This is a genomic window from Nocardia sp. NPDC005746 (genome assembly GCF_040630785.1).
Classification (GTDB): Bacteria; Actinomycetota; Actinomycetes; order Mycobacteriales; family Mycobacteriaceae; genus Nocardia.
On record NZ_JBEXYE010000001.1, the window covers coordinates 394,368 to 418,194 of the forward strand.

The 23,827-nt window shown below is 67.2% G+C and carries 21 protein-coding genes; 12 read left to right on the forward strand and 9 right to left on the reverse strand.

What is annotated here, in order from left to right; genetic code table 11:
• Nucleotides 1–10: 10 nt before the first annotated feature.
• The 3 genes from ABZ412_RS01825 to ABZ412_RS01835 are packed head-to-tail and all read right to left on the reverse strand — an operon-like array spanning nucleotide 11 to nucleotide 3,809.
• A complete protein-coding gene (locus tag ABZ412_RS01825) occupies nucleotides 11–1,888 on the reverse strand; it encodes an ABC transporter ATP-binding protein (protein WP_357275094.1) in 1,878 nt (625 codons plus the stop codon).
• On the reverse strand, nucleotides 1,885–2,832 hold the full coding sequence (locus tag ABZ412_RS01830; RefSeq protein ID WP_357275096.1) for an ABC transporter permease: 948 nt from the start codon (nucleotides 2,830–2,832) through the stop codon (nucleotides 1,885–1,887). Before ABZ412_RS01830 ends, ABZ412_RS01825 begins: the two co-directional genes overlap by 4 nt.
• Nucleotides 2,832–3,809: an ABC transporter permease gene (locus ABZ412_RS01835; RefSeq protein ID WP_357275098.1), complete on the reverse strand. Its 978-nt coding sequence runs from the start codon at nucleotides 3,807–3,809 to the stop codon at nucleotides 2,832–2,834. Before ABZ412_RS01835 ends, ABZ412_RS01830 begins: the two co-directional genes overlap by 1 nt.
• Before the next feature lie 226 nt (nucleotides 3,810–4,035).
• Between ABZ412_RS01835 and ABZ412_RS01840 the strand changes: the two genes are divergently transcribed.
• The gene (locus tag ABZ412_RS01840) at nucleotides 4,036–4,836 is read left to right on the forward strand and encodes an HAD family hydrolase (RefSeq protein ID WP_357275917.1); all 801 of its coding nucleotides are present in this window, start codon (nucleotides 4,036–4,038) and stop codon (nucleotides 4,834–4,836) included.
• 1 nt (nucleotide 4,837) lies between these two features.
• On the opposite strand, the gene ABZ412_RS01845 is transcribed toward ABZ412_RS01840, so the two are convergent.
• On the reverse strand, nucleotides 4,838–6,943 hold the full coding sequence (locus ABZ412_RS01845; protein WP_357275101.1) for an N-acetylmuramoyl-L-alanine amidase: 2,106 nt from the start codon (nucleotides 6,941–6,943) through the stop codon (nucleotides 4,838–4,840).
• A gap of 319 nt (nucleotides 6,944–7,262) precedes the next feature.
• Between ABZ412_RS01845 and ABZ412_RS01850 the strand changes: the two genes are divergently transcribed.
• On the forward strand, nucleotides 7,263–8,663 hold the full coding sequence (locus tag ABZ412_RS01850; protein WP_357275103.1) for a SpoIID/LytB domain-containing protein: 1,401 nt from the start codon (nucleotides 7,263–7,265) through the stop codon (nucleotides 8,661–8,663).
• Nucleotides 8,664–8,715: 52 nt separating this feature from the next.
• On the opposite strand, the gene ABZ412_RS01855 is transcribed toward ABZ412_RS01850, so the two are convergent.
• Nucleotides 8,716–9,216, reverse strand: coding sequence for a MarR family transcriptional regulator (locus ABZ412_RS01855; protein WP_357275105.1), 501 nt, complete (start codon nucleotides 9,214–9,216; stop codon nucleotides 8,716–8,718).
• Between the two features lie 110 nt (nucleotides 9,217–9,326).
• Here ABZ412_RS01855 and ABZ412_RS01860 point away from each other — a divergent pair, with 110 nt between their 5' ends.
• Nucleotides 9,327–10,256, forward strand: a complete 930-nt coding sequence (locus ABZ412_RS01860; protein WP_357275107.1) for an EamA family transporter — start codon at nucleotides 9,327–9,329, stop codon at nucleotides 10,254–10,256.
• Nucleotides 10,257–10,286: 30 nt separating this feature from the next.
• Nucleotides 10,287–10,925, forward strand: a complete 639-nt coding sequence (locus ABZ412_RS01865; protein ID WP_357275110.1) for an NAD(P)H-binding protein — start codon at nucleotides 10,287–10,289, stop codon at nucleotides 10,923–10,925.
• 118 nt (nucleotides 10,926–11,043) lie between these two features.
• Here the strand turns inward: ABZ412_RS01865 and ABZ412_RS01870 are convergent, their stop codons facing one another.
• The 3 genes from ABZ412_RS01870 to ABZ412_RS01880 all read right to left on the reverse strand — a co-directional run bounded on the left by ABZ412_RS01870 (nucleotide 11,044) and on the right by ABZ412_RS01880 (nucleotide 12,548).
• Nucleotides 11,044–11,463 carry a PIN domain nuclease gene (locus ABZ412_RS01870; protein ID WP_357275112.1) on the reverse strand — a complete coding sequence of 140 codons (420 nt, stop codon included), beginning with the start codon at nucleotides 11,461–11,463 and terminating at the stop codon, nucleotides 11,044–11,046.
• Nucleotides 11,454–11,654 (reverse strand): type II toxin-antitoxin system VapB family antitoxin, encoded by a 201-nt coding sequence (locus ABZ412_RS01875; protein ID WP_357275114.1) that lies wholly within the window; start codon nucleotides 11,652–11,654, stop codon nucleotides 11,454–11,456. Before ABZ412_RS01875 ends, ABZ412_RS01870 begins: the two co-directional genes overlap by 10 nt.
• A 162-nt stretch (nucleotides 11,655–11,816) precedes the next feature.
• Nucleotides 11,817–12,548, reverse strand: a complete 732-nt coding sequence (locus tag ABZ412_RS01880) for a S1 family peptidase (RefSeq protein WP_357275116.1) — start codon at nucleotides 12,546–12,548, stop codon at nucleotides 11,817–11,819.
• Between the two features lie 270 nt (nucleotides 12,549–12,818).
• Here ABZ412_RS01880 and ABZ412_RS01885 point away from each other — a divergent pair, with 270 nt between their 5' ends.
• On the forward strand, nucleotides 12,819–13,271 hold the full coding sequence (locus ABZ412_RS01885; protein ID WP_357275118.1) for a DUF4189 domain-containing protein: 453 nt from the start codon (nucleotides 12,819–12,821) through the stop codon (nucleotides 13,269–13,271).
• A 113-nt stretch (nucleotides 13,272–13,384) separates the two neighbouring features.
• Nucleotides 13,385–14,140 (forward strand): MerR family transcriptional regulator, encoded by a 756-nt coding sequence (locus ABZ412_RS01890; RefSeq protein ID WP_357275121.1) that lies wholly within the window; start codon nucleotides 13,385–13,387, stop codon nucleotides 14,138–14,140.
• 98 nt (nucleotides 14,141–14,238) lie between these two features.
• On the opposite strand, the gene ABZ412_RS01895 is transcribed toward ABZ412_RS01890, so the two are convergent.
• Entirely contained in the window at nucleotides 14,239–15,462 is a 1,224-nt protein-coding gene (locus tag ABZ412_RS01895) for a hypothetical protein (RefSeq protein WP_357275123.1), read from the reverse strand.
• Nucleotides 15,463–15,762: 300 nt separating this feature from the next.
• Here ABZ412_RS01895 and glf point away from each other — a divergent pair, with 300 nt between their 5' ends.
• The 6 genes from glf (at nucleotide 15,763) to ABZ412_RS01925 (ending at nucleotide 23,738) form a co-directional block, all read left to right on the forward strand.
• The gene (gene glf / locus ABZ412_RS01900; protein ID WP_357275125.1) at nucleotides 15,763–16,959 is read left to right on the forward strand and encodes a UDP-galactopyranose mutase; all 1,197 of its coding nucleotides are present in this window, start codon (nucleotides 15,763–15,765) and stop codon (nucleotides 16,957–16,959) included.
• Entirely contained in the window at nucleotides 16,959–18,914 is a 1,956-nt protein-coding gene (locus ABZ412_RS01905; RefSeq protein WP_357275127.1) for a glycosyltransferase, read from the forward strand. Before glf ends, ABZ412_RS01905 begins: the two co-directional genes overlap by 1 nt.
• Nucleotides 18,911–19,495, forward strand: coding sequence for a phosphatase PAP2 family protein (locus tag ABZ412_RS01910; protein WP_357275130.1), 585 nt, complete (start codon nucleotides 18,911–18,913; stop codon nucleotides 19,493–19,495). Before ABZ412_RS01905 ends, ABZ412_RS01910 begins: the two co-directional genes overlap by 4 nt.
• A gap of 26 nt (nucleotides 19,496–19,521) precedes the next feature.
• Nucleotides 19,522–20,469 carry a decaprenyl-phosphate phosphoribosyltransferase gene (locus tag ABZ412_RS01915; RefSeq protein WP_357275132.1) on the forward strand — a complete coding sequence of 316 codons (948 nt, stop codon included), beginning with the start codon at nucleotides 19,522–19,524 and terminating at the stop codon, nucleotides 20,467–20,469.
• Between the two features lie 46 nt (nucleotides 20,470–20,515).
• Nucleotides 20,516–22,441, forward strand: a complete 1,926-nt coding sequence (gene zomB / locus ABZ412_RS01920) for a flagellar motor control protein ZomB (RefSeq protein WP_357275919.1) — start codon at nucleotides 20,516–20,518, stop codon at nucleotides 22,439–22,441.
• A gap of 316 nt (nucleotides 22,442–22,757) precedes the next feature.
• Nucleotides 22,758–23,738: an alpha/beta hydrolase family protein gene (locus ABZ412_RS01925; protein ID WP_357275134.1), complete on the forward strand. Its 981-nt coding sequence runs from the start codon at nucleotides 22,758–22,760 to the stop codon at nucleotides 23,736–23,738.
• Nucleotides 23,739–23,827: the final 89 nt, after the last annotated feature.

A 23,827-nucleotide genomic window follows, 5' to 3' on the forward strand; every position in this document is an offset into this window, starting at 1 on the left:
CTCTCCGCTCCTATCCCGAAACGACCGGGACGGGAACGGCGTCGATGAGGGCGCGGGTGTACTCGTGCCGCGGATCGTTGAAGACCTGTTCGGCCGCACCATATTCGACGATCTGACCGCGGTACATGACGGCAATGTCGTGGGCAAGATTGCGTACCACCGACAGGTCGTGGGAGACGAAGAGGTACGACAGCCCGCGTTCGGCCTGCAAGTCGCGCAGCAGATTCAGCACTCCGGCCTGGATCGATACGTCCAGCGAGGACACCGGCTCGTCGAGGACCAGGATCTCCGGATCCAAGGCGAGTGCTCGCGCGATATTGATGCGCTGCTTCTGGCCGCCGGAGAAGTCGGCCGGATAGCGGTCGGCATGCTCGGGGCGGAGACCCACGAGCTGCAGCAATTCCTTGACCCGGCGTTGGATCTCGTCCTTCGGGCGGCCGTTGATGCGCAGCGGCTCGCCGAGCGCGTCGGAGATCGGAAGGCGCGGGTCGAGTGAGGCGGCGGGATCCTGGAACACGATCTGCATCTTGCGCCGGATCTCCCGCCGCCGGGCCTTGGTGAGGGTGGTGACATCGCTGCCCAATACCTCGATGCTGCCGCTCTCCGGCACGACGAGGTCCATGATCTGGGTCAGCGTCGTCGATTTCCCGGAACCGGATTCCCCGACCAGCGCCAGCGTGCGGCCCGACTTGATCTCGAAGCTGACGCCGTCGACCGCCTTCACCTCGCCGGTCCGTCGTTTGAAGACCACTCCGGAGGTGAGCGGGAAGGTCTTCTTCAGGTCCGAAACCCGCAGCATCACACGCTCATCGGTGGGTTTCGGCGTTTCGGTGGGCGGCACCTCGCGGCGGTAGGCCGCGAAAAGGTCCGCGGTCCCGACTTCGGAGACGCGGATGCAGGCGGCCCGATGCCCGGGCTCGGTGTCCTGCAGGGGAGGTTCTGCCGCACGGCAGTCCTCCACCGCGACCGGGCAGCGTGGTGCGAACGGGCAGCCCGGAGGCAGTGCGTGCATGGCCGGCGGCGCACCGACGATGGGCACCAGCGGCATTCGCGCCGGACCGTCCAGTCGCGGGATGGAACCCAGCAGGCCCACCGTGTACGGCATCCGCGGTGCGTTGAAAAGGTCTGCGGTGCGCGCGGTTTCGATGATCCGGCCCGCGTACATGACCGCCACCCGATCGGCCAGCGTGGCCGCGATCCCCATGTCGTGGGTGATGAAGACGACGCCCGCGCCGGTGATGTCACGGGCCTTGCGCAGCAGGTTCAGGATTTGCTTCTGCACAGTGACGTCGAGCGCGGTGGTCGGCTCGTCGCAGATGATGAGCTCGGGATCATTGGCGATGGCGATGGCGATCACCACGCGCTGGCGCATACCGCCGGAGAACTCGTGCGGGAACGCCTTGGCGCGCAGAGCGGCATCCGGAATGCCGACCAGATCCAGTAGTTCCACCGCCTTGTCGGCGGCTTCCTGCTTGCTCATCTTGCCGTGTGCCAGTAGTGCTTCGGCGATCTGGTCGCCGACGCGGTATACCGGTGTCAAGGCCGAGAGCGGGTCCTGGAAGACCATGGAGATCTTGCTGCCGCGCAGCGTGGACAGCTGCCGGTCACCCATGCCGAGCAGTTCCTGGCCTCGGAGCCGGATGGATCCCTGCACCCGGGCCTGATCGGGGAGCAGGCCCATGATCGCCAGCGAGGACACCGATTTTCCGGAACCGGATTCACCGACGATGGCCAGGACCTCACCGTCCTGCACGGTGTAGTTCACACCGCGCACCGCCTCGACGCGGCCCTCTTCGCTCGGGAAGCTCACCCGCAGATCGGACACCTCGAGCAGCGGCGCCGTTGTGGGGCGGATTCCATTGTCGGACATGGTCGTGTCGTCGGTCATGCCGCGGCCTTTCCGGCGGGAGCCGCCGCCCGGTCCTTGCGGCGTGAGCGCGCACGCTGAGAGCTGGGGTCGAAAGCGTCGCGCAATCCGTCGCCGACCAGGTTCGTGCACAACACGGTCAGGATCAGGAACCCACCGGCGAACAGGAACAGCCACGGGTAGGTGAGCGCCGACTTGGTGCCCGAGGCGATCAGCGTGCCCAGTGAGACATCCGGCGGCTGGACACCGAATCCCAGGTAGCTCAGGCCGGTTTCGCCCATGATCGCCGCGCCCACCGCCAGCGCGGTGTCGATGATCAGGAACGACGCGACATTCGGGATGATGTGGGTGGTGATGACGGTCCAGGTCGACGCGCCCATATAACGTGCGGCCCTGACGAATTCACGCTCACGCAGGCTCAAGGTGAGTCCGCGCACGATGCGGGCGCTGATCATCCAGCCGAAGCCGCCGAGCAACAGGATGAGCAGCACGATGCTGCCGCTGCCTTTCGCCCGCGGCGCGAACAACGCGACGATGATGAAACTGGGGATGACCAGCAGCAGGTCCACCAGCCACATGATCGCCAGATCGGTCCAGCCGCCGAGCAATCCGGCCACCGATCCGGTGAACGCCGCGATCAGAGCGGCCATGAAAGCCACCGCGAAGCCGATGAGCAAGGACTTCTGCAGGCCGCGCAGGGTCTGCGCGAGGACGTCCTGACCGATCTGGTTGGTGCCGAAGGGATGCCGTGAGCTGGGCGGCTTGAGCAGCGCCGTGTAATCGAGCTGCTGGTAGTCGTATTTCAGGAACGGTGGCAAGGCGAAGGCGAGCACCACCATGAGGATCAGGATCGCCAGTCCGATGACGGCCGGCTTGTTGCGCAGGAAGCGCCGTACGACCAGCTTGCGCCGACCCGCGGCCATCGGCTCGGGAGCGCCTTGGACGATGAGTTCGGTTTCGGACATCACGCACGCACCCTGGGGTCGAGAATGGCTGTGACGATGTCGGACAACAATCCCGACAACAGGATCACCAACGCGACGAATCCGGTGACCGTCACCACGGGGTACAGGTCCTGGGCGTTGATCGAGTCGACCAGCCATTCACCGACGCCATGCCAGCCGAAGATCTTCTCGACGAACGCCGCGCCGGTGATGAGCCCGCCGAAGCTGTACGCGAACAGCGTCGCCATCGGGATGAGCGCGGTGCGCAGGCCGTGTTTGTACAGCGCCCGGGAACGGGTGAGACCCTTCGCGCGTGCCGTTCGGATGAAGTCGTTCTGGAGGACGTCGAGCATGGCGGCGCGCTGATAGCGGCTGTATCCGGCGGCGGCGGTGAGGATCAGGGCCGCCGTGGGAACGATCATGTGCTGTAGGCGGTCCACGAACTGATTCCAGGTGCCGTGCACCGCGTTCGCCGAGGTCTCGCCGGTGTAGTAGAAGATCTGCTGCCCCGTGGCCGTATTGATGCCGTACGCACCGTATTTCAGCAGTGTCGCGAGCAGGAACACGGGCGTGCTGATGATCAACAGCGAAATCACCGTGGTCAGGTAGTCGCTGAACTTGTACTGCCGGATCGCCCCGGCCGCGCCGATCAGCACACCGAGAATCGTGCCGATGATCGAGCCGACGAGGACCAGCCGGAGGCTGACCCCGATGCGGCGCGGCAGTTCCTGGTTCACCGGCTGCCCCGCCAGCGTCTTGCCGAAGTCTCCGTGCGTGACGATCCCGCCGACCCACTCCGCGTAGCGCTGCGGGATCGGCATGTCCAGCTTCAGCTCTTCGCGCTTGGCGTCGATCACCGACTGCGGCGGCCGCGGGTTGCGATGCTCGAGACTGTCGAGCGGGCGAAACGTGAGGGACGCGAGCCCGAAGGCCAGGAACGACGCCAGTACCAACAGCACGACATAGTTCAGCGCACGTCGCAGCAGAAAACCGGCCATCATTCCCTTTCGGGGTCGAGTTCTGCACCAGATCATAGGGAGTGGAGTGGGGAAACGCGGGGTACGGACCGGGGACGCCCCGGCAATCCGTGTGTTACCCGGCGCGGGCGGGTGTAGTGCCGGAAAGGTCTCGTTTGTACGGCAGCGTCCGTAATCCACGGGCGCACGGGTCGCGGCTCGAGGCAGGATGGAGTAGGTGACGCTCTTTCACCTGCCCAAACCCAAGATGGTCGCCTCCGACGTGGATGGCACGCTCATCGACCACCGTGAGCAGGTGAGCGCCCGGACCAAGGCCGCTGTCGACGCCCTGATCGCGGACGGGGTGCCGTTCGTGCTGGCGACCGGACGGCCGCCGCGCTGGATCGATCCGGTGGTCGAAGGGTTGGGGTACGCGCCGCTGTGTGTGTGCGGCAACGGTGCGGTCATCTACGACAGCGCCTCGGATCGGGTGCTGGACAGCCGGACCCTCGATATCGAAACCCTCACCTGGCTCGCCGATCTGGCCGAGAGTCTGCTCCCCGGCTGTGGCCTGGCCGCGGAACGCGTCGGCGCCACCGCGCACGACGCCGCGACTCCGCAGTTCGTGAGTTCCCCCGAGTACGAGCACGCCTGGCTGAACCCGGACGACACCCAGGTCTCTCGCGCCGAGGTCATCGCCTCCTCCGCGATCAAGATGCTGATCCGGCTGCCCGGAACCTCCAGCGCGGTCATGCGCAGCACCCTGGAACCGCACCTGGAGGGCCGCGCGGATCTCACCTATTCGACCGACAACGGCTTGATCGAATTGTCCGCGCCGGGCGTCACCAAGGCGACGGGTCTGGCCGCGGTGGCGCAGCGCCTGGGTGTCCAGCACTCCTCGCTGATCGCCTTCGGTGACATGCCGAACGATGTGCCGATGCTGCTCATGGCGGGTCACGGCGTCGCCATGGCGAACGCCCACCCGGAGGCCATCGCCGCCGCCGACGAGGTGGCTCCCTCGAATGTCGACGACGGCGTGGCCCGCACCCTGGAACGCTGGTGGTCCTGACCTAGTTGGGCGCCACCGCGGGAATGGGTTTGATGGGGTCCTGGACCGCGCCGTAATTCTTCAGCACGGTGGTGACGATTCCGGTCATCCGGTCGAAAATCAGTGCGCCGTTCTGGAAATCGGTGCGGACGCCGTTCGAGACCGGATATTCATTCGACGTCGGCAGGCCGAGAATGCCTGTGCCCGCGCCCATTTGCAGGAATCGTTCCAGGATCTTCCCGACCACCGAAACGATTCGTCCGGCGGAATTGGCGTACACGAATCCATTCGTGAATTGCCCGTACTGCCCGCCGTCGGCCAGCGCGACCGGCTCCGCTTTCGGTTGTCCCAGTGGACCTGCCGCGCCGCCCTGCTCGTTCCAGTAGCGGGCGACGGCACTGCGGTCGAGCATGCCGAGGATCCGCTGCGTGAGGTCGGCGAGGGCGGCCAGGTCCGCTTCGCTGGAATCGGGCGCGGGCGGCGCCGGGGCGGCCTGGACCTGCGGGTTCGCGCCCGCGTCCTGACCGGGCCGGTTCCGGTTCGGGCTGATCGGTTCGTCGGCGCTGGCGCCGCCGGCGGCATCGGCGGCGATCTGCCGGATCTTGTCCATCAGGGCGTAGGCGGCATCGCCGGGGCAGGTGGTGTTGCCGACGTCGCGGTGGGCGAAGATATTCGGCAGCTTGACCGCCTGTCCGAGCGCGTATTTCGTGTAGTCACTGCCCTCGGAGTACATGGTGGTCGAGCCCTGCGGGTCGAAGCCCGCCAGTTTGGACCGCCAGCCGATGAACTTGCCGAGCGCCTGGATCGACACGTCGGTCGGATCGTCCTCCTCGTAGTCGCCCATCAGCGCGACGCCCGCGGTATCGATATTGAAGCCGCCCGCGTGCGCGCCCTCGACCGGGCGGTCCAGACCGCCGTAGCGTCCTTCGAAGATCTGCCCGTACTTGTCGACGAGGGCGTTGTAGCCGATGTCGCACCAGCCCAGCGTTTTCGCGTGATACGAGTAGATGGCACGCACGATGCCCGCGGACTCGGCCTTGGTGTAGTCGTTGCGGCCGGCGGTGTGGTGCACGGTGATCGCGGAGACGCCGTCGTCGTAGGTGGGTTCCTCGCAGCGCAGCGACTCGTCCGCGCCCCACTGCGCCCGGGAGATCACTTTCGGGCCGCCGCCGGGCAGCGGCGCGGCCACCGAGGTGAGGTTCTCGTCGATGCTGCCGCGGCCCGGATCGATCAGCACCGCGGCCAGTTTCTCCAGGTTGATCTGCGCGGGATCCGCTTTGCTGTCGTCCAGCGGAGTCGGTTCGGCGGGCGTGGCGACGGCTTTCGCCTTCGGCGTCACCAGCATCTGCACGGTCTTGGTGTTGCCCACGTAGATGGGCTCGGTGCCCTTGCGCTTACCCGGCTGGGACTTGTCGCTACCGGATTCGGACTCGGCGTCGTACCACGGTCCCCAGGTGCCGTCGGGGCGCTGGGCGCGAATCTTGGTGGTGGCGTTCAGAACGTCGGTCGCGGTGAGCGCGACCATGCTGAACGGGGTGTCGCGGGTGAGTTCCTTGACCTGCGCGCCGACCTTGTCGACCAGGTCGGTGGGGACCGCGCCCGGGGAGAGGGCGGGGGCGCGCAGATCGCCGGTGAGACCGGGGACCGGGTGTGGACCCGGGGCCGCCGGGTTGTCCGCGGCCGGGATCGGGGCCGGGGCGGGGGCATCAGCCGGTGCTACGCCGCCCGGAGCGGGAGCCACTGGGGCGGAGGAGATTTGGGTGTTCGGCGCCACCGGGATCTCCGGCCCCGGTTCGGCGATGAATCCGGGCGCGCCCGCAGGGGTGGCCGGTTTCGCGGAGCCGGGGACCACCGGTGTGGCGTTGGGGAGTGAGCCCGGCACGGGGGGCCGGATGGCGCGCGGCGCCGGGGCGGGTGCGACCGGCTGCGGCTGGGGATTATTGAGCCTGGGCAGCGGGATCTCGGTCGGCAGTGGCACGCCCGGGATCAGGTTCTGGGGGATCTGAATCGAGCTGGGCAGCGGCAACATCCGCAGATCGGATAGTCGGAGGTCGGGCAGGTCCAGCCCGGTCAGCTCGCGCAGCGGCAGCACGATGTCGGGCACCGAGGACAGGGCGACTTCGGCCATTTGTGCTGGTATAGCTGCCAAATTGCTTTCGTCCGCGTTCCGGACATCCCGGGCGTCACTCAGTGCGAGGACACCGAGGGGCACGGTCAGCGCGAGGGCGGTGATGACCGGGAGCGTGTAGGCATGTTTCGGTCTGCGATACGGCACAAGCATCTCCCATTCAGGTAAATCGGTCTAACCGCGCCCCCGAGCACAAGCTTGCTACTTGGCGCATCAACGAGCACACTAGTCCCTACTGTCACATTCCCTGAACGTATGGTTGAGGCTTAGCTTTGGGTAACTCGAATGTAGCTTCAGCCCTCGAAAGAACGGGTATGACATGCCGAACGGGTACCTAGCCGAGCGCCGTAGACGGCGCGGTCTGCTCACCCTGTCTCTCGCTGTCGCCGCCACCACCGGCGGCACCGCCCTCCTCGTGTGGGCCTGGCCCGAGAACGCCCTCCATTTGACGGTGGGCGCCGGTCACGGCCGCGGTCTCAGCCAGCACGGCGCATTCGAGAAGGCCGCGGAAGGCTGGACCGCCGACCGCATCCTCTCGAACTACTACTCCGGAGCCGACCTCGCCGACATCGGCGCGACCTCCGTCCGAGTACGCCTCATGGAGCAGGACGACAAAACCCTCGACGTCGTCTCCGACTCCGTCTTCTACGTCGCCGGCCGCCGTGTCATCCCCGGCCAGGCCGCCCACCTCACCCCCACCGCCTCAGGCGCGGACGTCACCATCACCCAGGACTGCGACGGAAACACGTTGTGGGAGGGCTCGACCGACGACCCGTGGGCCTACCCCGTCACCGAAGGCACCGCCCGCCCCGCCGAGGAACAACTGGAAATCTGCGGCGGCAACGCCTTCCGCGGCGTCCTCGGCGTAGCCCTGGACGGCGACTCCTTCCGCACCGTCAACGAGGTAGACCTCGACGACTACCTCAAGGGCGTGGTCCCCGCCGAAATGATCCCCGGCTGGGCCGACCAAGGCGGCGCCGAAGCCCTCAAAGCCCAAGCCATCGCCGCCCGCTCCTACGCCCTGGCCGAAGACCGCTACACCTACGCCCAAACCTGCGACACCACCGACTGCCAGATGTACCTCGGCACCGACAAAGAGGACCCCCGCACCACCGAGGCCGTCGACTCCACCTCCGGCCGAGTCCTGGTCCGCGACAACCACATCCTCCGCGCCGAGTACTCCGCCGCCCCCGACGGCGGCCCCCTGACCCCCGCCTCGGCCATGGAAATCGGCCCCGCCCTGACAGACTTCCCGGCAGTGCAGTCGCCCGGCCTCCTACCGGGCCTCCTGTCTCCCCAGACTCCCCAAACCGGTACAACCCCAACGGAAGTCGACCCGGAAACCGGCGCCCCGCTGGAAACCACCACCCCCAGCACAGGCGCGCCGACCTACCCGGATCCGTCCTACGCCCAACCGGCCCTTCCGGACGCCGAAAACCCGGCAACTCCAGGCAATGTCACCCCGGACACCCCGGCTCGCCCCAACCCGGGCAACCGAACCCGAGGCAACCTCCCCAGCCCCGGCAGTGCCGACCCGAACTCCCTGCACTCCGACACCCGCGGGGTCCCCGATCAAGCACCCCCACAGCCACTGGCGGTCCCCGCCGTCACCCCGGCTCCCCGAACCGTAACTACCCCAACTCAACCCACCCCTACTCGTCCGGCCTACACCCCGGCGCATCCGACCACGCCGAGCCCAACCCTCTACCCGGCCGAGTAACCCATGTACAGGGCGGCGCCTTCGAGAAGAGGGTGCCGCCCTTGTGTGTGTTTCAGTCCAGGGAAAGGTCGCCGAGGGATTCGGAGAACTTGCGGAGGAGGGGGATCAGGGCCTCGCGGTCGCCGGGGGTGAGGTCGGCCAGGAGGCGTTGTTCGTTTTCCATGTGTAGAGGGAGGACGTTGTCGACGAGGGTGCGGCCGGTGTCGGTGAGGCGGACTCGGATGGCGCGGCGGTCGGCGGGGTCGGGGACGCGTTCGACCAAGTCCTTGGCGACCAGGCGGTCGATGCGGTTGGTGATGGCGCCGGAGGTGCGCATGGCGGCCTTGTTGAGGGCGCCCGCGGTGAGGCCGGATTCGCTGCCGGAGCGGCGGAGGGTGGCGAGGACGTCGAACTCCCAGAACTCCAGACCCTGAGCGCGGAAGAAGTCGGTGAGTTCGCGCTCGATGATGTGGGCCAGGCGGGAGATGCGGCCGAAGATCTCCATGGGGGAGCTGTCGACGTCGGGGCGCTGCTGACGCCAGGCCGCGGTGATCTGGTCGACTGCGTCGGGCATGTGACCTGCTCCTTTCGGTCCCCGAAATAATCTCAACGTTGAGATACTTGACGCTGAGGTATCCGGGATGGTGTTATCTCAACGTTGAGATTATCAATGAGGAGCTATCGATGACCACCACACGCGCTGGAGCCGCAGGACTTGCGGGAACCCTCGCCGTAACCGCCCTCGCCCCGCTGGTCTTCGGATCGACGTACGCGATCACCACCACGTTCCTGCCGCCGGACCGGCCCATGTTCACCGCGCTCATGCGCGCGCTGCCCGCCGGACTGCTGCTGCTGGCCATCACCCGCAAGCTGCCGCACGGGCAGTGGATCGGCCGCGCGGCCGTGCTGGGCGCGCTGAACATCGGCATCTTCATGCCGCTGCTGTTCCTGGCCGCCTACCGCCTCCCGGGTGGCGTCGCCGCCGTACTCGGCGCGGCCGCACCGCTTTTCGCGCTGGGCATCGCGACCGTGGCGCTCAACGAGCGGCTCACCGTCCGCAAGGTGCTGGCGGGCGTGATCGGACTCTTCGGCGTCGCGCTCGTAGTACTGAGGGCCACAGCGGTTCTCGACACCGTCGGCGTGATCGCCGGTCTGCTGGGCGCGGCGTCCATGGCGGGCGGCACCGTGATGACCAAGCGCTGGGGACGCCCGGAAGGCGTGAGCCCCTTGGCCATGACCGGCTGGCAGCTCACCGCCGGCGGCCTGATGCTGCTGCCGCTGGCCGCCATCATCGAGGGCGCGCCGCCCGCGCTGGACGCCCGCAATATCGGCGGCTACCTCTACCTGGGCCTGATCGGAACCGCTGCCGCCTATGCCATCTGGTTCCGCGGCATCGCCAAGGCTCCCGCCACCTCGGTCTCGTTCCTCGGACTGCTCAGCCCGCTGTCGGCGGCCGTCATCGGCTGGGCCGCGCTCGGCCAGGCGCTGGCCCCGCTGCAGATCCTGGGCATGGCGATCGCGCTGGGCGGCACCCTGCTCGGTCAGACCGGCACCGCGCCCAAGGCGCCCGAACCCGTCACCGACACGCCCGCACCGGCCCGCACCGCGGCCTGATCCGGAAACCTTGCGAAGGAGCGAAACATCATGCAGATCACAGTGTTCGGAGCCAGCGGAGACACCGGGAGCCGGGTCGTGGCCGAGGCGCTGAGCCGGGGTCACCGGGTGCGCGCGGTCGCTCGCGACGCCGAGCGGCTGCGGCATCTGCCCGAGCAGGTCGAGGTGTGGGCGGGTAATGCCGCCGATGCCGCCGCCGTCGAGAAGGCCAGCGCCGGTAGCGATGTCGTGGTCAGCGCGACCCGCCCGGTCCCGGGCAGCGAGCACGAGCTGGCCGAGGTCGCCGCGGCCCTGCTGGAAGGGCTGGCGGACAGCGGAATTCGGCTGCTGGTGGTCGGCGGCGCGGGCACCCTGACCGTCGCCGGAACCGGCAGGACGCTGGCCGAGCAGCCGGAGTTCCCGGCCGAACTGGGCCCGATCGCCGAGGGCGGCCGCCGTCAGCTCGAGGTGTTCCGGACCACCGCGCACCCGGTGAACTGGACCTACGTCAGCCCGCCCGCGCTGTTCGAGCCCGGTGAGCGGACCGGCGTCTTCCGGTTCGGCCTCGACGAGATGATCGCCGACGACCAGGGCAATTCCTCGATCTCCATGGAGGACATGGCCATCGCGCTGCTCGACGAGATCGAGAATCCCCGCCACCACCGCGTCCGATTCACCGTCGGCTACTGAAAGCCGCTACCGCACAACGAAAACACCGCGGGGCGCGACCGATGAACCGGTCACGCCCCCGCGGTGTATCGCCGGTTCACCGGTTGCAGATCCCAGTGTTCGGAGGAATCAGGTTCCGTCAGGACGTCTGCAATCTGCGCTGCGGCTGGCCGGTCACGTCGGCGATGGTCTGATAGTCACTGTCGACATGAACCACGATCGCGCCGTGGACCTCGGCCGTTGCGGCGATGATCAGATCAGGGAGGGGTAGGCGGTGTGCGCCGCGTTCGGCCAGCAGGCCCTGCACTTGGAGGGCTCGATCCATCACCTCCTCGGTTATCGGTAACCAGACCAGCGCCTTCTGGCCGCTGATCTTGTCGAGGTAATCCTGATGTGATCGGGCGGAATAGCCGATCTCCAGTGCGGTCAGATGGCAGGCCGCAACCAGAGCGCCTGGAGTGCTGGTGATTTCGGCGAAATCCGCGGCCGCGCGATCATCGCGGAGCACCCACTCGAAGGCCGACTTGTCCGCCAGCATGAACAGTGTTCTCAGCGCCATGCACCTCGCATACCCTCGGGCGACAGATCGGTTTCGCTGTCACGCAACTGCTGCAGCACCTTCGCGACCGCACGGCGATTGGCGACTTCGCGCAGGGCCGCATTAACCGTGGCCACCTTCGTTTTCGTACCTAGCTCCTCGGCTGCGAGCTCGAGGGCTTCGTCGTCGATGTCGATCAGGGTTCGAGACATGGCCCACCTCGTTGATATCAGGAAATATGAACTCATGATATCAGCGATTCGCTCGCAGTGATATGAACTGGGCGGTTGGCAGTCCGGCAAAACGACCGTGGGGCGTGACCGATGGTTCGGTCACGCCCCACGTGTCGGCCGATTCCTCACGGCCCGAAGGCTTTACGCCACGCGGAAACCCGCGCCCGCCCCGCCGTGACGGTCGATGTCGGCCAGCACGGTGGTGATGTTGGTGGACAGCTCCGGCTCGTGGATCAGGTTGCCGCCACCGGTGCACAGCGGCAGTTCGATGCTGATCGGCCCGGCCCGGAAGTCGGTGCCCGCCACCACCATGCCGACCAGCTGGTCGCCGCGCAGCACGGGCGCGCCCGAGTCGCCGTGGTTGGCACACACCTGGCTACGGAAGTAGGTGGACTTGGTCTCCCATACCGGACCGCAGGTGAAACCGGTGGTGCGGCCGTTCTTGCAGACGTTCTCGCCGATCCGCGGCGGCGCGCCGACCGAGTTGATGACCGACTGCGCGACCTGACGGGTCGGGATCACCCGGTCGGCGTTGAAGACGATGATGGCCCAGTCCATCTCCTCGTCCTTCTCGGCGATGACGCCGATACCGCCGGAGCGGGTGTACTCGGCGGCGATGCGCGCGCCGACCTCACCGCAGTGGCCGGCGGTCAGTCCGACCAGCTGATTCTTGTTGTCGTAGCCCATCGCGGTGATGGTGCACTCGCTGACCGAGGTGGCGTCCTGGAGGTCTTCGACGTAGACGCCGGAGCCACCGCCGAGCGTCACCACCGGGGCGGCGTCCGCGGAGCCGGCGAACAGGAGGGTGGAGCTCACCGCAGTGACGGCCGCGGCCGCCCAGTGCAGAACTCGGGCGCGGCCCGCAGACTTCATCAGGTTTTCCCCATCCCACGAAAAATCGATTCCAGCGCGCCGAATTCGGGAGTCCGGGGGCGCGCGCGTGGAGCATGTCACGCCCGCAAGTGATTGGCAAGTCCCCACTTCCGGAGCTATTCGGAAAAGCTATGCCCGACAGCCGGTTCCAGCGGAAACAGACTTGGCCGTGTCGGTGGCCCGTGATAGAAATCGGGCAGTGGTGATCGCACCACCGAGAGCAGTAGCGGCCCATGCGCAGCGGCCGCTGCGAAATTGGGGAGAATTCGAATGGCTTTCTCGGGCAAGCTCGCCTTGACCATGTTCGTTTCCGCGGCCGCCGTGCTGATGACGTCGCTGGGGGCCGGTACCGCCAATGCCGAGCGGGGACCGGATGGATCGCTCTACGGCACACTCGCGCTGAGCACCGACGGTGGCACCTTCTACGGCGCCGCGTGGAACTACCCGAGCTGGGGCGCTTCCGACGCGGCCGCGCTGAACAAGTGCGCCCACCGCGGCTGCAAGGTGATGGTGCAGTTCGCCAATGGCTGCGGCGCCATCGCCGAGAGCGCCGACCACACCTACTACTACGGCGGTTCGGGCCGCAACCGCGCCGAGGCCGAGCGTGACGCCATGGACCGGCTCACCAACTGGCTGCCGTCCCCGCCGGCCATGTTCGGCAGCTCGGCCCCGCCGAAGCAGTCCGTGCACGTGCGCTACAGCGAGTGCACCGCCGGCGCGTAAGCCCCTCGAACAAGCCCCGACCGGCGCATACTGGTCGGGGCTTGACCTTGACGCTGCGTCAACTTGCATCCTGAATTCGTCGAGGAGAACGAGAGGATACGAAAGGCCGGAACGTGGCAACCGAATGGTCCATCCAGCAATTGGCCGCAGTCGCCCGAACCACCAGCCGCACCCTGCGGCATTATGGTGAGCTCGGGTTATTGCCGCCGAGCCGGATCGGGTCGAACGGTTACCGTTATTTCGACCAGGAATCCCTCGTCCGGTTGCAGCGCATCCTTTTACTCCGCGAGCTCGGTCTCGGCCTGCCGGCCATCGCCGAAGTGCTCGCCGGGCAAAAGGACACCGCCGCCGCCCTGCGCACCCATCTGGAATTGCTGAAAAACGAGCAGGACCGGATCGCGCGCCAGATCACCTCGGTGCAAACAACATTGCGCAAGACGGAAGCAGGTGAACAACTGATGGCAGACGAGGTATTCGACGGATTCGACCACGCCCAGTACAAGGACGAGGTCATCGAACGCTGGGGCAAGAACGCCTGGGACAGCGGCAACCAGTGGTGGAACTCCAAGAGCGAGGCCGAGAAGAAGGCCCACCTCCAGACCCACCTGGACATCGCCGCCGACTACGGTCGCGCCCGCGCGGCGGGCCTGGCGGTCGACAGCGACGAGGTGCAGGCCATCGTGCAGCGGCACTACGACTGGCTCGCGACGACGCCCACGAATGGTCCGGTGACCGCTCAGTACTTCAACGGACTCGGCGACATGTACGTCGCCGACCCGCGTTTCGCGAAGAACTACGACAAGCACGGCGACGGCACCGCCGTGTACGTCCGCGACGCGATGCGGGTGTACTCCGCCGCCCGGCTGTAGTCCCCGGGCAGTGAACTGTAGCCGCGCGGGGGAGTGGCCCGAGAAGTGAACAGCCGCCCGGCCTTTCGGCCGGGCGGCTGTTTCAGGTCAGCGGGTGGTCAGGCCGCGCACATCGACTGCATGACACCGCGCAGGATCGGCGCGCCGTAGGTGGCGGGTGCGAAGGCGATGGTCTGGGCGATGCCGAGGGGCGTGGTGATGGTGGAGGCCACCCCGGTGAATCCGGCGATCGTATTGCCGATGGTGAGCAGCAGGCTGGTGGCGTCGAGCGCGAAGGTGATGAGTGAGAAGACGTTCTCCACCTTCACGTCCGCGAGCGGCACCGTGTCGAGCGCGCGGCCCTCGTAGATGTCGAAGCCCAGGTTGGCCAGGAAGGTCAGCGGACCGTAGTCCAGCGAGTCCACGATCGGGCCGAGCTGCTCGGTACGGCGCAGCATCATCACGTCGGCGACTCGGTTGTCCCGCAGGAAGCCTTGCAGCGCATCGGCATTGGCGTTCACCGACGCCGGGTCGACGGGCAGCCCGGCCGCGGTGGTGAGGAACTTGCGGGTGCGTTCGACCAGGTCGGCGGTCTTCAGTTCGGCCAGCGGCGTGCAGCTGCCGTCGGCCTTGGTGAGCTGGTTGGCCAGATCGATGAGCGGCTGCGGCACATCGACGCGCTCGTCGGGCAGCTCGAGCTGCAGCTTCCGATACGCGCCAGTGGCGCCGCAACCCACCGACAGCTGCGACTGCACCGACCGCGCCAGCGACTTCACGCCGTTGAACAGCGCGCCCACCACCGGCTTGAGCACGAAGCCGACGGTCGGCACCAGGCTGGCCGCGAACTGGGCGGGGATCTTCACGATGCGGGTGGCGAGAATGAACACCTCGACCACATCGCGCACCTTCAGCTGCGAGACCGCGATGGTCTTGTGCAGCTTGCCGGTCTTGACGGCGTCGAGGTTGTTGACGATGTAGGTGACGATCGGGTCGTCGAGGAACTGGGTGCGGTCGTTCACCTCGTCCGGCCCCAGGGGCAGTCCGTTGCGGTGTACACGGATCGACGCGACGTTCTGCCGGAAGTCCTCGACCGATCGGTCGTAGGCGGTCTGCTGCTCGGCCGGAACCACCGTGCGAATGGCCGTGGCGGCCGCGGTGATGACGTCGTCGAAGGTCGCCGCGGGCTTGCCGCAGATCTCGTCGGCGTCCGCGATCTGCGCCGCGGCGAGCGCGTCGCCCTCGTCGGCGCGAGCGGGGGCCGCGCCCGGGACGAGGGCGGCGGTGCCCAGGATGGCGGTGATGGACAGTGCCCCCACGAGCGGGGCGAATCGAGCGAGGCGCATGCACACGGTCTTTCGGGGGGCCGCGCAAGCGCACGGCAACAAACTGGTCGGTTTACAAATCGAGTCGATATGTAATACCGCTCCCATGACGCCACCGTCAGCCGTTTCGTGAACTCTGAGCGAAAACCCGGCGACCAATCCCGCTCGCCGGGATGACCTGCGCCACGCGCTGCCGCGAGCTCCCGGCCGTCCGGCCACGGTCCCCGGCAAAGGCCTGGCATCGCCCCAGCGCCCGGCCTGCGCGCCCACCCCGGCGGAGCCCACGCGCGCCTACGGTCACTGCCGGTAGTCTGGGCGACCGTGACCGTCGCATCCCCCTTCGATCTGATCGTTGTCGGCTCCGGCTTCTTCGGGCTGACCATCGCGGAACGCACCGCCAACCTGCTCGGCAAGCGAGTCCTGGTGGTCGAACGCCGCTACCACCTGGGCGGTAACGCCTACTCGGAGGCGGACCCCGAAACCGGCATCGAGATCCACAAGTACGGTGCCCACCTCTTCCACACCTCCAACAAGCGGGTGTGGGACTACGTGAACCAGTTCACCGAGTTCACGAACTACCAGCATCGCGTCTTCGGCCTGCACAAGGGCCAGGCGTACCCGCTGCCCATGGGGCTGGGCATGATCTCCCAGTTCTTCGGCCGCTACTACACCCCGGACGAGGCGCGTGCGCTGATCGCCGAGCAGGCGGCGGAGGTCGCCAGCGACGATGTGACCAATCTCGAGGAGAAGGGCATCTCGCTGATCGGCCGCCCGCTCTACGAGGCGTTCATCCGCGACTACACGGCCAAGCAGTGGCAGACCGATCCCAAGGAGCTGCCGGCGAACATCATCACCCGGCTGCCGGTCCGCTACACCTTCGACAGCCGCTACTTCAACGACACCTACGAGGGTCTGCCCAAGGACGGCTACACCGCGTGGCTGACGAAGATGGCCGAGAACCCGAACATCGAGGTGCGCCTGGACACCGACTGGTTCGACGTGCGCGACGAGGTCCGCGCCCAGAGCCCGGACGCCCCGGTCGTCTACACCGGCCCGCTGGACCACTACTTCGACTACAGCGAGGGCGAACTCGGCTGGCGCACCATCGATTTCGAGACCGAGGTGCTGGAAACCGGTGACTTCCAGGGCATCCCGGTGATGAACTACAACGATGCGGACGTCCCCTTCACCCGCATCATCGAGCCGCGCCACTTCCACCCCGAGCGCGACAACTACCCGGCCGACAAGACGGTCATCATGCGCGAGTTCTCGCGCTTCGCCCAGACCGGCGACGAGCCGTACTACCCCATCAACACCCCCGAAGACCGCGCCAAGGTGCTCGCCTACCGCGAGCGCGCCAAGGCCGAAACCGCTTCGGCCAAGGTGCTGTTCGGTGGCCGCCTGGGCACCTACCAGTACCTGGACATGCACATGGCCATCGGCGCCGCGCTCAGCATGTTCGACAATGTGCTGCGCCCGCACCTGGAATCCGGTGCGCCGCTGGTGGATGAGGCCTGATGACCGCACAACTCACGCGGGAAGACATGAGCACCGAGACTCGCGCCGTATCCCTGCTCCAGCGCATCATCCTGCCCCGGCCGGGTGAACCGCTGGACGTCCGCAAGCTGTACCTCGAGGAATCCGACACCAATTCCCGTCGCGCGCATGCCATTACGCGCACCGCGCTGGCCATCGGCGCGGAGTCGGAGGTGTCGTTCTGCACTTACTTCAACGCGGTCCCGGCCAGCTACTGGCGGCGCTGGAGCGTGCTGACGTCGGTCGTGCTGCGCCTGGAACTCTCCGGCCACGGCCGCGTCGACGTCTACCGCTCCAAGGCCGACGGCTCCCGAATCCACGTGCAGGGCAACGAGTTCAGCACGCCGGGCGAGGGCGCGGCCGCCGCCGACTTCGTCGAGTTCGAGGTGGATCTGGGCCCGTTCGAGGACGGCGGCTGGATCTGGTTCGACATCACCACCGACAGCCACGTCGAAATGCGCAGCGGCGGCTGGTACGCGCCCGTCGAGGCGCCGGGTGAGGGCAGCATCGCCGTCGGCATGCCGACCTTCAACCGCCCCACCGACGCGGTCAAGACGCTGACCGCGCTGGGCTCCGACCCGCTGGTGCTGGAGAAGATCCAGGCCGTCATCATCCCCGACCAGGGCACCAAGAAGGTCGTGGACGAGCCCGGCTTCGCCGAGGCCGCGGCCCGCCTGGCCGGTCGCCTCGCCATCCACGACCAGCCGAACCTCGGCGGTTCCGGCGGCTACAGCCGCGTCATGTACGAGGCGCTCAAGACCACCGACGCCGAGTACATCGTCTATATGGACGACGACATCGAGATCGAGCCGGACTGCATTCTGCGGGCCCTGGCCTTCTCGCGTTTCGCCAAGTCGCCCATCCTGACCGGCGGCCAGATGCTCAACCTGCAGGAGCGCTCGCACCTGCACGTGATGGGCGAGGTGGTGGACCGCTCCATCTTCATGTGGACCGCGGCCCCCAATGTCGAGTACGACCACGACTTCGCCAAGAACCCGCTGCGCGACCGCGACAACTCCAAGCTGCTGCACCGGCGCATCGACGTCGACTTCAACGGCTGGTGGACCTGCGTCATCCCGCGCCAGGTGGCCGAGGAGATCGGGCAGCCGCTGCCGCTGTTCCTGAAGTGGGACGACGCCGAATACGGCTTGCGCGCAAGGGAACACGGCTACCCGACGGTCACCCTGCCGGGTGCGGCGGTGTGGCACATGGCCTGGTCCGACAAGGACGACGCCATCGACTGGCAGGCCTACTTCCATCTGCGCAACCGCCTGGTGGTCGCCTCGCTGCACCTGCCCAACGACGGCCGCCCGATGGTGGTCAACACCGTCAAGGCCACGCTGAAACACCTGCTGTGCCTGGAGTATTCGACGGTCGCCATTCAGAACGAGGCAATCCGCGACTACCTCGCCGGACCGGAGAAGCTGTTCGAGCTGCTGCCGACCGCGCTCGGCAAGGTGCACGCCATGCGCAAGGAATACCCGGACGCGGTCGTGGTGCCGTCCTCCACCGAACTGCCCCTGGCCTCTCGCGCCGAGGTCGGCGCGGTGGGCGAGCCGGGCAACCCGATCGCCAAGGTGGTGCGCCTCGGCAAGGGCGTGCTGCACAACTTCCGCAAGGCCAACCCGAAGCATCACGACACCCCGCAGCTGAACGTGCCGACCCTGGACGCGCGCTGGTTCCTGCTCTCGCAGGTCGACGGAGTCACCGTCACCACCGCCGACGGCCGCGGCGTCGTCTACCGTAAGCGGGATCCGCGCAAGGCCAAGGAGCTGTTCACCGAGGCCATGCGCCTGCGCAAGGAGCTGGCCGAGCGCTTCCCGGAGGTGCGCGAGCAGTATCGTCGCGCGCACGCGCATCTCACCAGCCAGGCTGCGTGGGAGAACGTCTTCGGTATCGACGCTTCCGCCGCCCAGACGAGGAATGAGCCCAAATGACGGCTGCACAGCCAGCTTCCGGCGTGGACCGCGGACTGCACGCGGTCCCGGACGCGCCGGCGACTCCGGCCGCACCCCCGGCCGAGGTCAAGATTCTCAACCTGGTGCAGGGCACCATCGGACAGAACCCGGCGGTCGTGAAGGCCGCCCGCGGCATGTCGCATTTCGGTGAGCACTCGCTGGGCTGGATCGGCATCGCGGCGGTCGGTGCGCTGGTCGACAAGCCGCGCCGCCGCCAGTGGGCCGGGGTCGCGGTCGGCGCGTTCGGCGCGCACGCCGCGTCGGTGGTGATCAAGCGGGTGGTCCGCCGCCCGCGTCCTAACGATCCGTCCGTGCAGGTCAACGTGTCGACGCCGTCGAAGCTCAGCTTCCCGTCCTCGCACGCCACCTCGACCACGGCGGCGGCGGTGTTGCTCGGCCGACTGACCGGGCTACCCTTGCCTGCGGTGCTCGTCCCGCCGATGCTGCTCTCGCGGGTGGTCCTCGGTGTGCATTACCCCTCCGACGTGCTGGCGGGTTCCGCGCTGGGCGCAGCATCAGCCGCCGCCGTGCTCGCCGCCGAAAAGAGACTCGCGAAGTGACCGCCCAGGAAGAAGCCATCGTTGACATGAGCGAAGAGCCGACCAGCACCGACCTAGCAGAGGCGGTCGTCAAGGGACCGCCGAAGACGTTGGGCGGCGGCTTGATCAAGGCCATGCGCCCGCGCCAGTGGATCAAGAACGTGCTGGTCCTGGCCGCGCCGCTGGCGGCCGGCAAGACCGCCGCGGGCGATCTGGTGATCAGCGATGTGTCGGTACTCGGCCACGTGGCTCTCGCCTTCCTGGTGTTCTGCATGGCCGCGTCGGGCATCTACCTGGTCAACGACGCCCTCGACGTGGAGGCCGATCGGGCGCACCCGACCAAGCGTTTCCGGCCCATCGCGGCCGGCGTGGTCCCGGTGAACCTGGCCTACGCGCTCTCGGCGGTGCTGCTGATCGGCTCGATCCTGCTGTCCTTCGCGGCGAATTGGCATCTGGCCGTGGTGATGGCGGTCTACGTCGGCATTCAGCTGGCCTACTGCTTCGGCCTCAAGCACCAAGCGGTGCTGGACATCTGCATCGTGTCATCGGGCTTCCTGCTGCGCGCGGTCGCCGGCGGCGTCTCCTCGGATATCCGTCTGTCCCAGTGGTTCCTGCTGATCATGGCGTTCGGTTCGCTGTTCATGGCGGCCGGAAAGCGCTACGCCGAACTGAAGTACGCGCTCGACACCGGTGCGAAGATCCGCAAGTCGCTGGAGTACTACACGCCGACCTACCTGCGTTTCGTCTGGACCCTGTCGGCCACCGCGGTGGTCGTGTTCTACGGTCTGTGGGCGTTCGAGCAGGATCGCGCCAAGGACACCATCTGGTTCGCCATCTCCATGATCCCGTTCGTCATCGCCATCATGCGCTACGCGGTGGATGTCGACGGCGGCGAAGCGGGTGAGCCGGAAGAGATCGCCCTGGGGGACCGGGTCCTCCAGTTCCTCGCAGTCGCCTTGATCGGAGCTCTGGGTGTCGCTGTCTATCTCACCTGACGTGGTAGAGGGAGAAGAGCGAGAGACGGGCGCGCCGACGGCACAATTGCCGGTCGGTCGCGCCCGTCGGCGTGCGGATGACTCCGCGCGCGGTGCCTCGCGACTATCCCGAGCCACGTTCATCGGTGGGATCGCACTGACCGCGACACTGTTCGCGGCCGGTGCGTGGCAGCGGCGCTGGATCGCCGACGACGGCCTGATCGTTCTCCGCACGGTGCGAAACCTGCTGGCGGGCAACGGTCCGGTCTTCAATGTCGACGAACGGGTCGAGGCCAATACCAGCACGGCCTGGACCTACATCGTCTACTTCTTCAGCTGGCTGACCCAGGCCCGGCTGGAATACGTGGTGCTCGGGATCGCGCTCACGCTGTCGGTGCTGGCCATCGTGTTCGCGATGCTCGGCACCGCCCGGCTGTGGGGCGGAACGGGTTCCGCGCTGCTGCTTCCCGCGGGCGTGCTGGTCTACATCGCCCTGCCCCCGGCGCGTGACTACGCCACCTCCGGACTGGAGTCCTGCCTCGTCATCTTCTGGCTGGCGGTGCTCTGGTGGGGGATGGTGCGCTGGAGTCAGGCCGAGAAGGCGCGCCCCGCAGGCTTTCTCGCGCTCGTCTTCTTCGCCGGATTGGCCCCGCTGATCCGCCCGGAGATGACACTGGTCGGGGCGCTCGCGCTGCTCATGCTGTTCTGCGCCCCGGTGCCCGAGACCCGCTTGCGGCCCTGGCTGTTCCGGGTGCTGATCGTGGCGGTCGCGGGTCTGCTGCCCGTGGCGTACCAGATCTGGCGGATGGGCTACTACGGCCTGCCCTACCCGAACACCGCGGTGGCCAAGGACGCCGGCGGCGCGAAGTGGGGCCAGGGTATGGAATATCTCTGGGATCTGGTCGGGCCGTACTGGCTGTGGCTGCCGCTGCTGGTGCTGCTGGTGGCCGGTGTGGTGGTCGGGCGGCAGCGCCGCGACCAACTCTCCGGTTCCTATCCCGCGGGCGAATCCCGGAAACCCGGATGGCGCGGGCGGATTGACAGTTTCAGTCATTGGCTGCGGACCCCCGCCGCGGTGGTCGCGCTCATGCTGGGCAGCGGATTCGTGCTCACCGTCTACGAGATCCGGGTCGGCGGCGACTTCATGCACGGCCGCATGCTGCTGCCGCAGGTGTTCTGCCTGATCCTGCCCGTCGCGGTGCTGCCGCTGCGGCTGCCGCGCAGGGTGGCGGCGGGCGCGACCGGAATGCGCCGCATGGACTGGGCTTTCGTGGTCGTGCTGGCCGCGTTCGCCGGAACCACGGGGTGGGCGCTGTTCGCGGCCGACACCACCGCCATCACGACCGGCACCAAGATCCGGGCCAACGGCATCGTGGACGAGCGCATCTACTACGTGCTCAACACCGGCCACGATCACCCGATCCGCGCGGAGGACTACCTGGACTATCCGCGCATTCGCGCCATGGTCCGGGACATCGGTAATACGCCGGACGGCGCGCTGCTGCTCAGCTCGCCCTCGTTCACGAACTGGTATCTGGTGCCCGCACCGGTCCCCGAGGGCAATCAGGAGCACGTGGTGTTCTTCCTGAATCTCGGCATGACCAGTATGAACGTGCCGCTGGAGGTGCGCGTCATCGATCAGATGGGCCTGGCGTATCCGCTTGCCTCGCACACCGATCGGCTGACCGACGGCCGGATCGGCCACGACAAGAACCTCTACTCCGACTGGGTGGTCGTGGACACCGGCATGGTGGACAAGCACCCGTGGATGCCGTGGTTCCTGGACGAGAAGTGGACCATGCAGGCGCGCACGGCGCTGTCCTGCCCCGCCACCCAGGACATGCTGGCCTCGGTGCGCGCGCCGCTGACCTTCGACCGCTGGCGGCACAACCTGGTGCAGTCGCTCGACTTCGCCAAGTACCGGATCGATCGGGTCCCGAAGTACGAGATCCAGCGCTGCGGATTGGTCGACCCGACCGAGCCGCCGAAGTAACCGGACAGTACAGCAGCCCCGTATCCCTCGCGGATACGGGGCTGCTTTGCGCTGTACGGCAATTAATTTGGGCGTTTTGTCACGAACTGAAGATGAAATTTGAAATTCTGTCTCAATTAGGTAACGCCTGGCGGGGGGTTCCGCGATACGCTACTCGGCAGGCCGCTGCGGGTGATCTTCCTATGTGTCACAGCGGATGTCATGAGTTTGGAAAGGCCGGAACAACACGATGCCTAGCGCTGCCACCACTGTGCGTGGGAAACGGGGAACTCGACCGCGGCGAGCGTGGTTCACGAGGGCGACATTCGGCCTGGCCATGGCGCTGATGCTGCCGTTCGGGGCGTCGGTCGCCGGCACCGGCGGCACCGCGCAGGCGGCTCTGAATCCGGCCGGTTTCGATTTCTACGTGGATTCCGCGATGGGCCCGATCAAGTCGCGCGTCTTCCGCGCCAATGACGGCAACACCAATCGCGTGGTCTACCTGCTCGACGGCATGCGCGCCCGCGAGGACCTCAACGGCTGGGAGATCGAGACCAACGTCGCCCAGGCGTTGATGGACGCCAATATCAATGTGGTGATGCCGGTCGGCGGCGCGTCCAGCTTCTACGCCGACTGGACCCAGCCCAGCACCTTCCTGGGCATGAAGCCCGGCACCGCGCCGGGCGACGTGACCGGTTCCGGCGCCTCGTCGGTGTTCTCGGGTGGTCCGGGCAAGTCCTACACCTACAAGTGGGAAACCTTCATCACCAGCGACCTGCGCAACGCGCTGCGCGATCGGCTGGGCTTCAGTCCGAACCGCAACGGCGTGGTCGGCGTGTCCATGAGCGGCAGTGCCGCGCTCATGCTGGCGGCCTTCCACCCGGACCAGTTCAGTTACGCCAGTTCGAATTCGGGTGTGCCGAATATGAGCACGCCCGGCATGCGGGCGGCGATCCGCGCCGCGATGCTGGACTGCGGCGGCTACAACGTGGATGCCCTGGCTTCGTCGGAGGCCAGATGGCAGCACCTCGACCCGGCCGTGTTCGCAACGCGGTTGAAGGCCAACAACACCCGGCTGTGGATCTCCGCGGCGAGCGCCATTCCGGGCGGCGGTGACATCTCCGCGATGGCGACCAAGGAGGGCATGGGCATCGAGGCGGTGGCGCTGGCGAGCACCCGGATGTTCCAGGCCCGCTTGGCCGTTGTCGGTCTCGGCAATGTCGCCTACGACTTCCCGCCCACCGGCATCCACAACTGGCACACCTGGGAGCCGCAACTCATCAAGCAATTGCCCGATCTCTCCTCACACATCGGGTAAGGCGCCGGGTTTTGTCTCGAGCCCTGTATCAATGCAGCTCAGGGCACGTTTCCGGAAAAGTGTGGCGCCCGTCACTTCTGTCACAAACC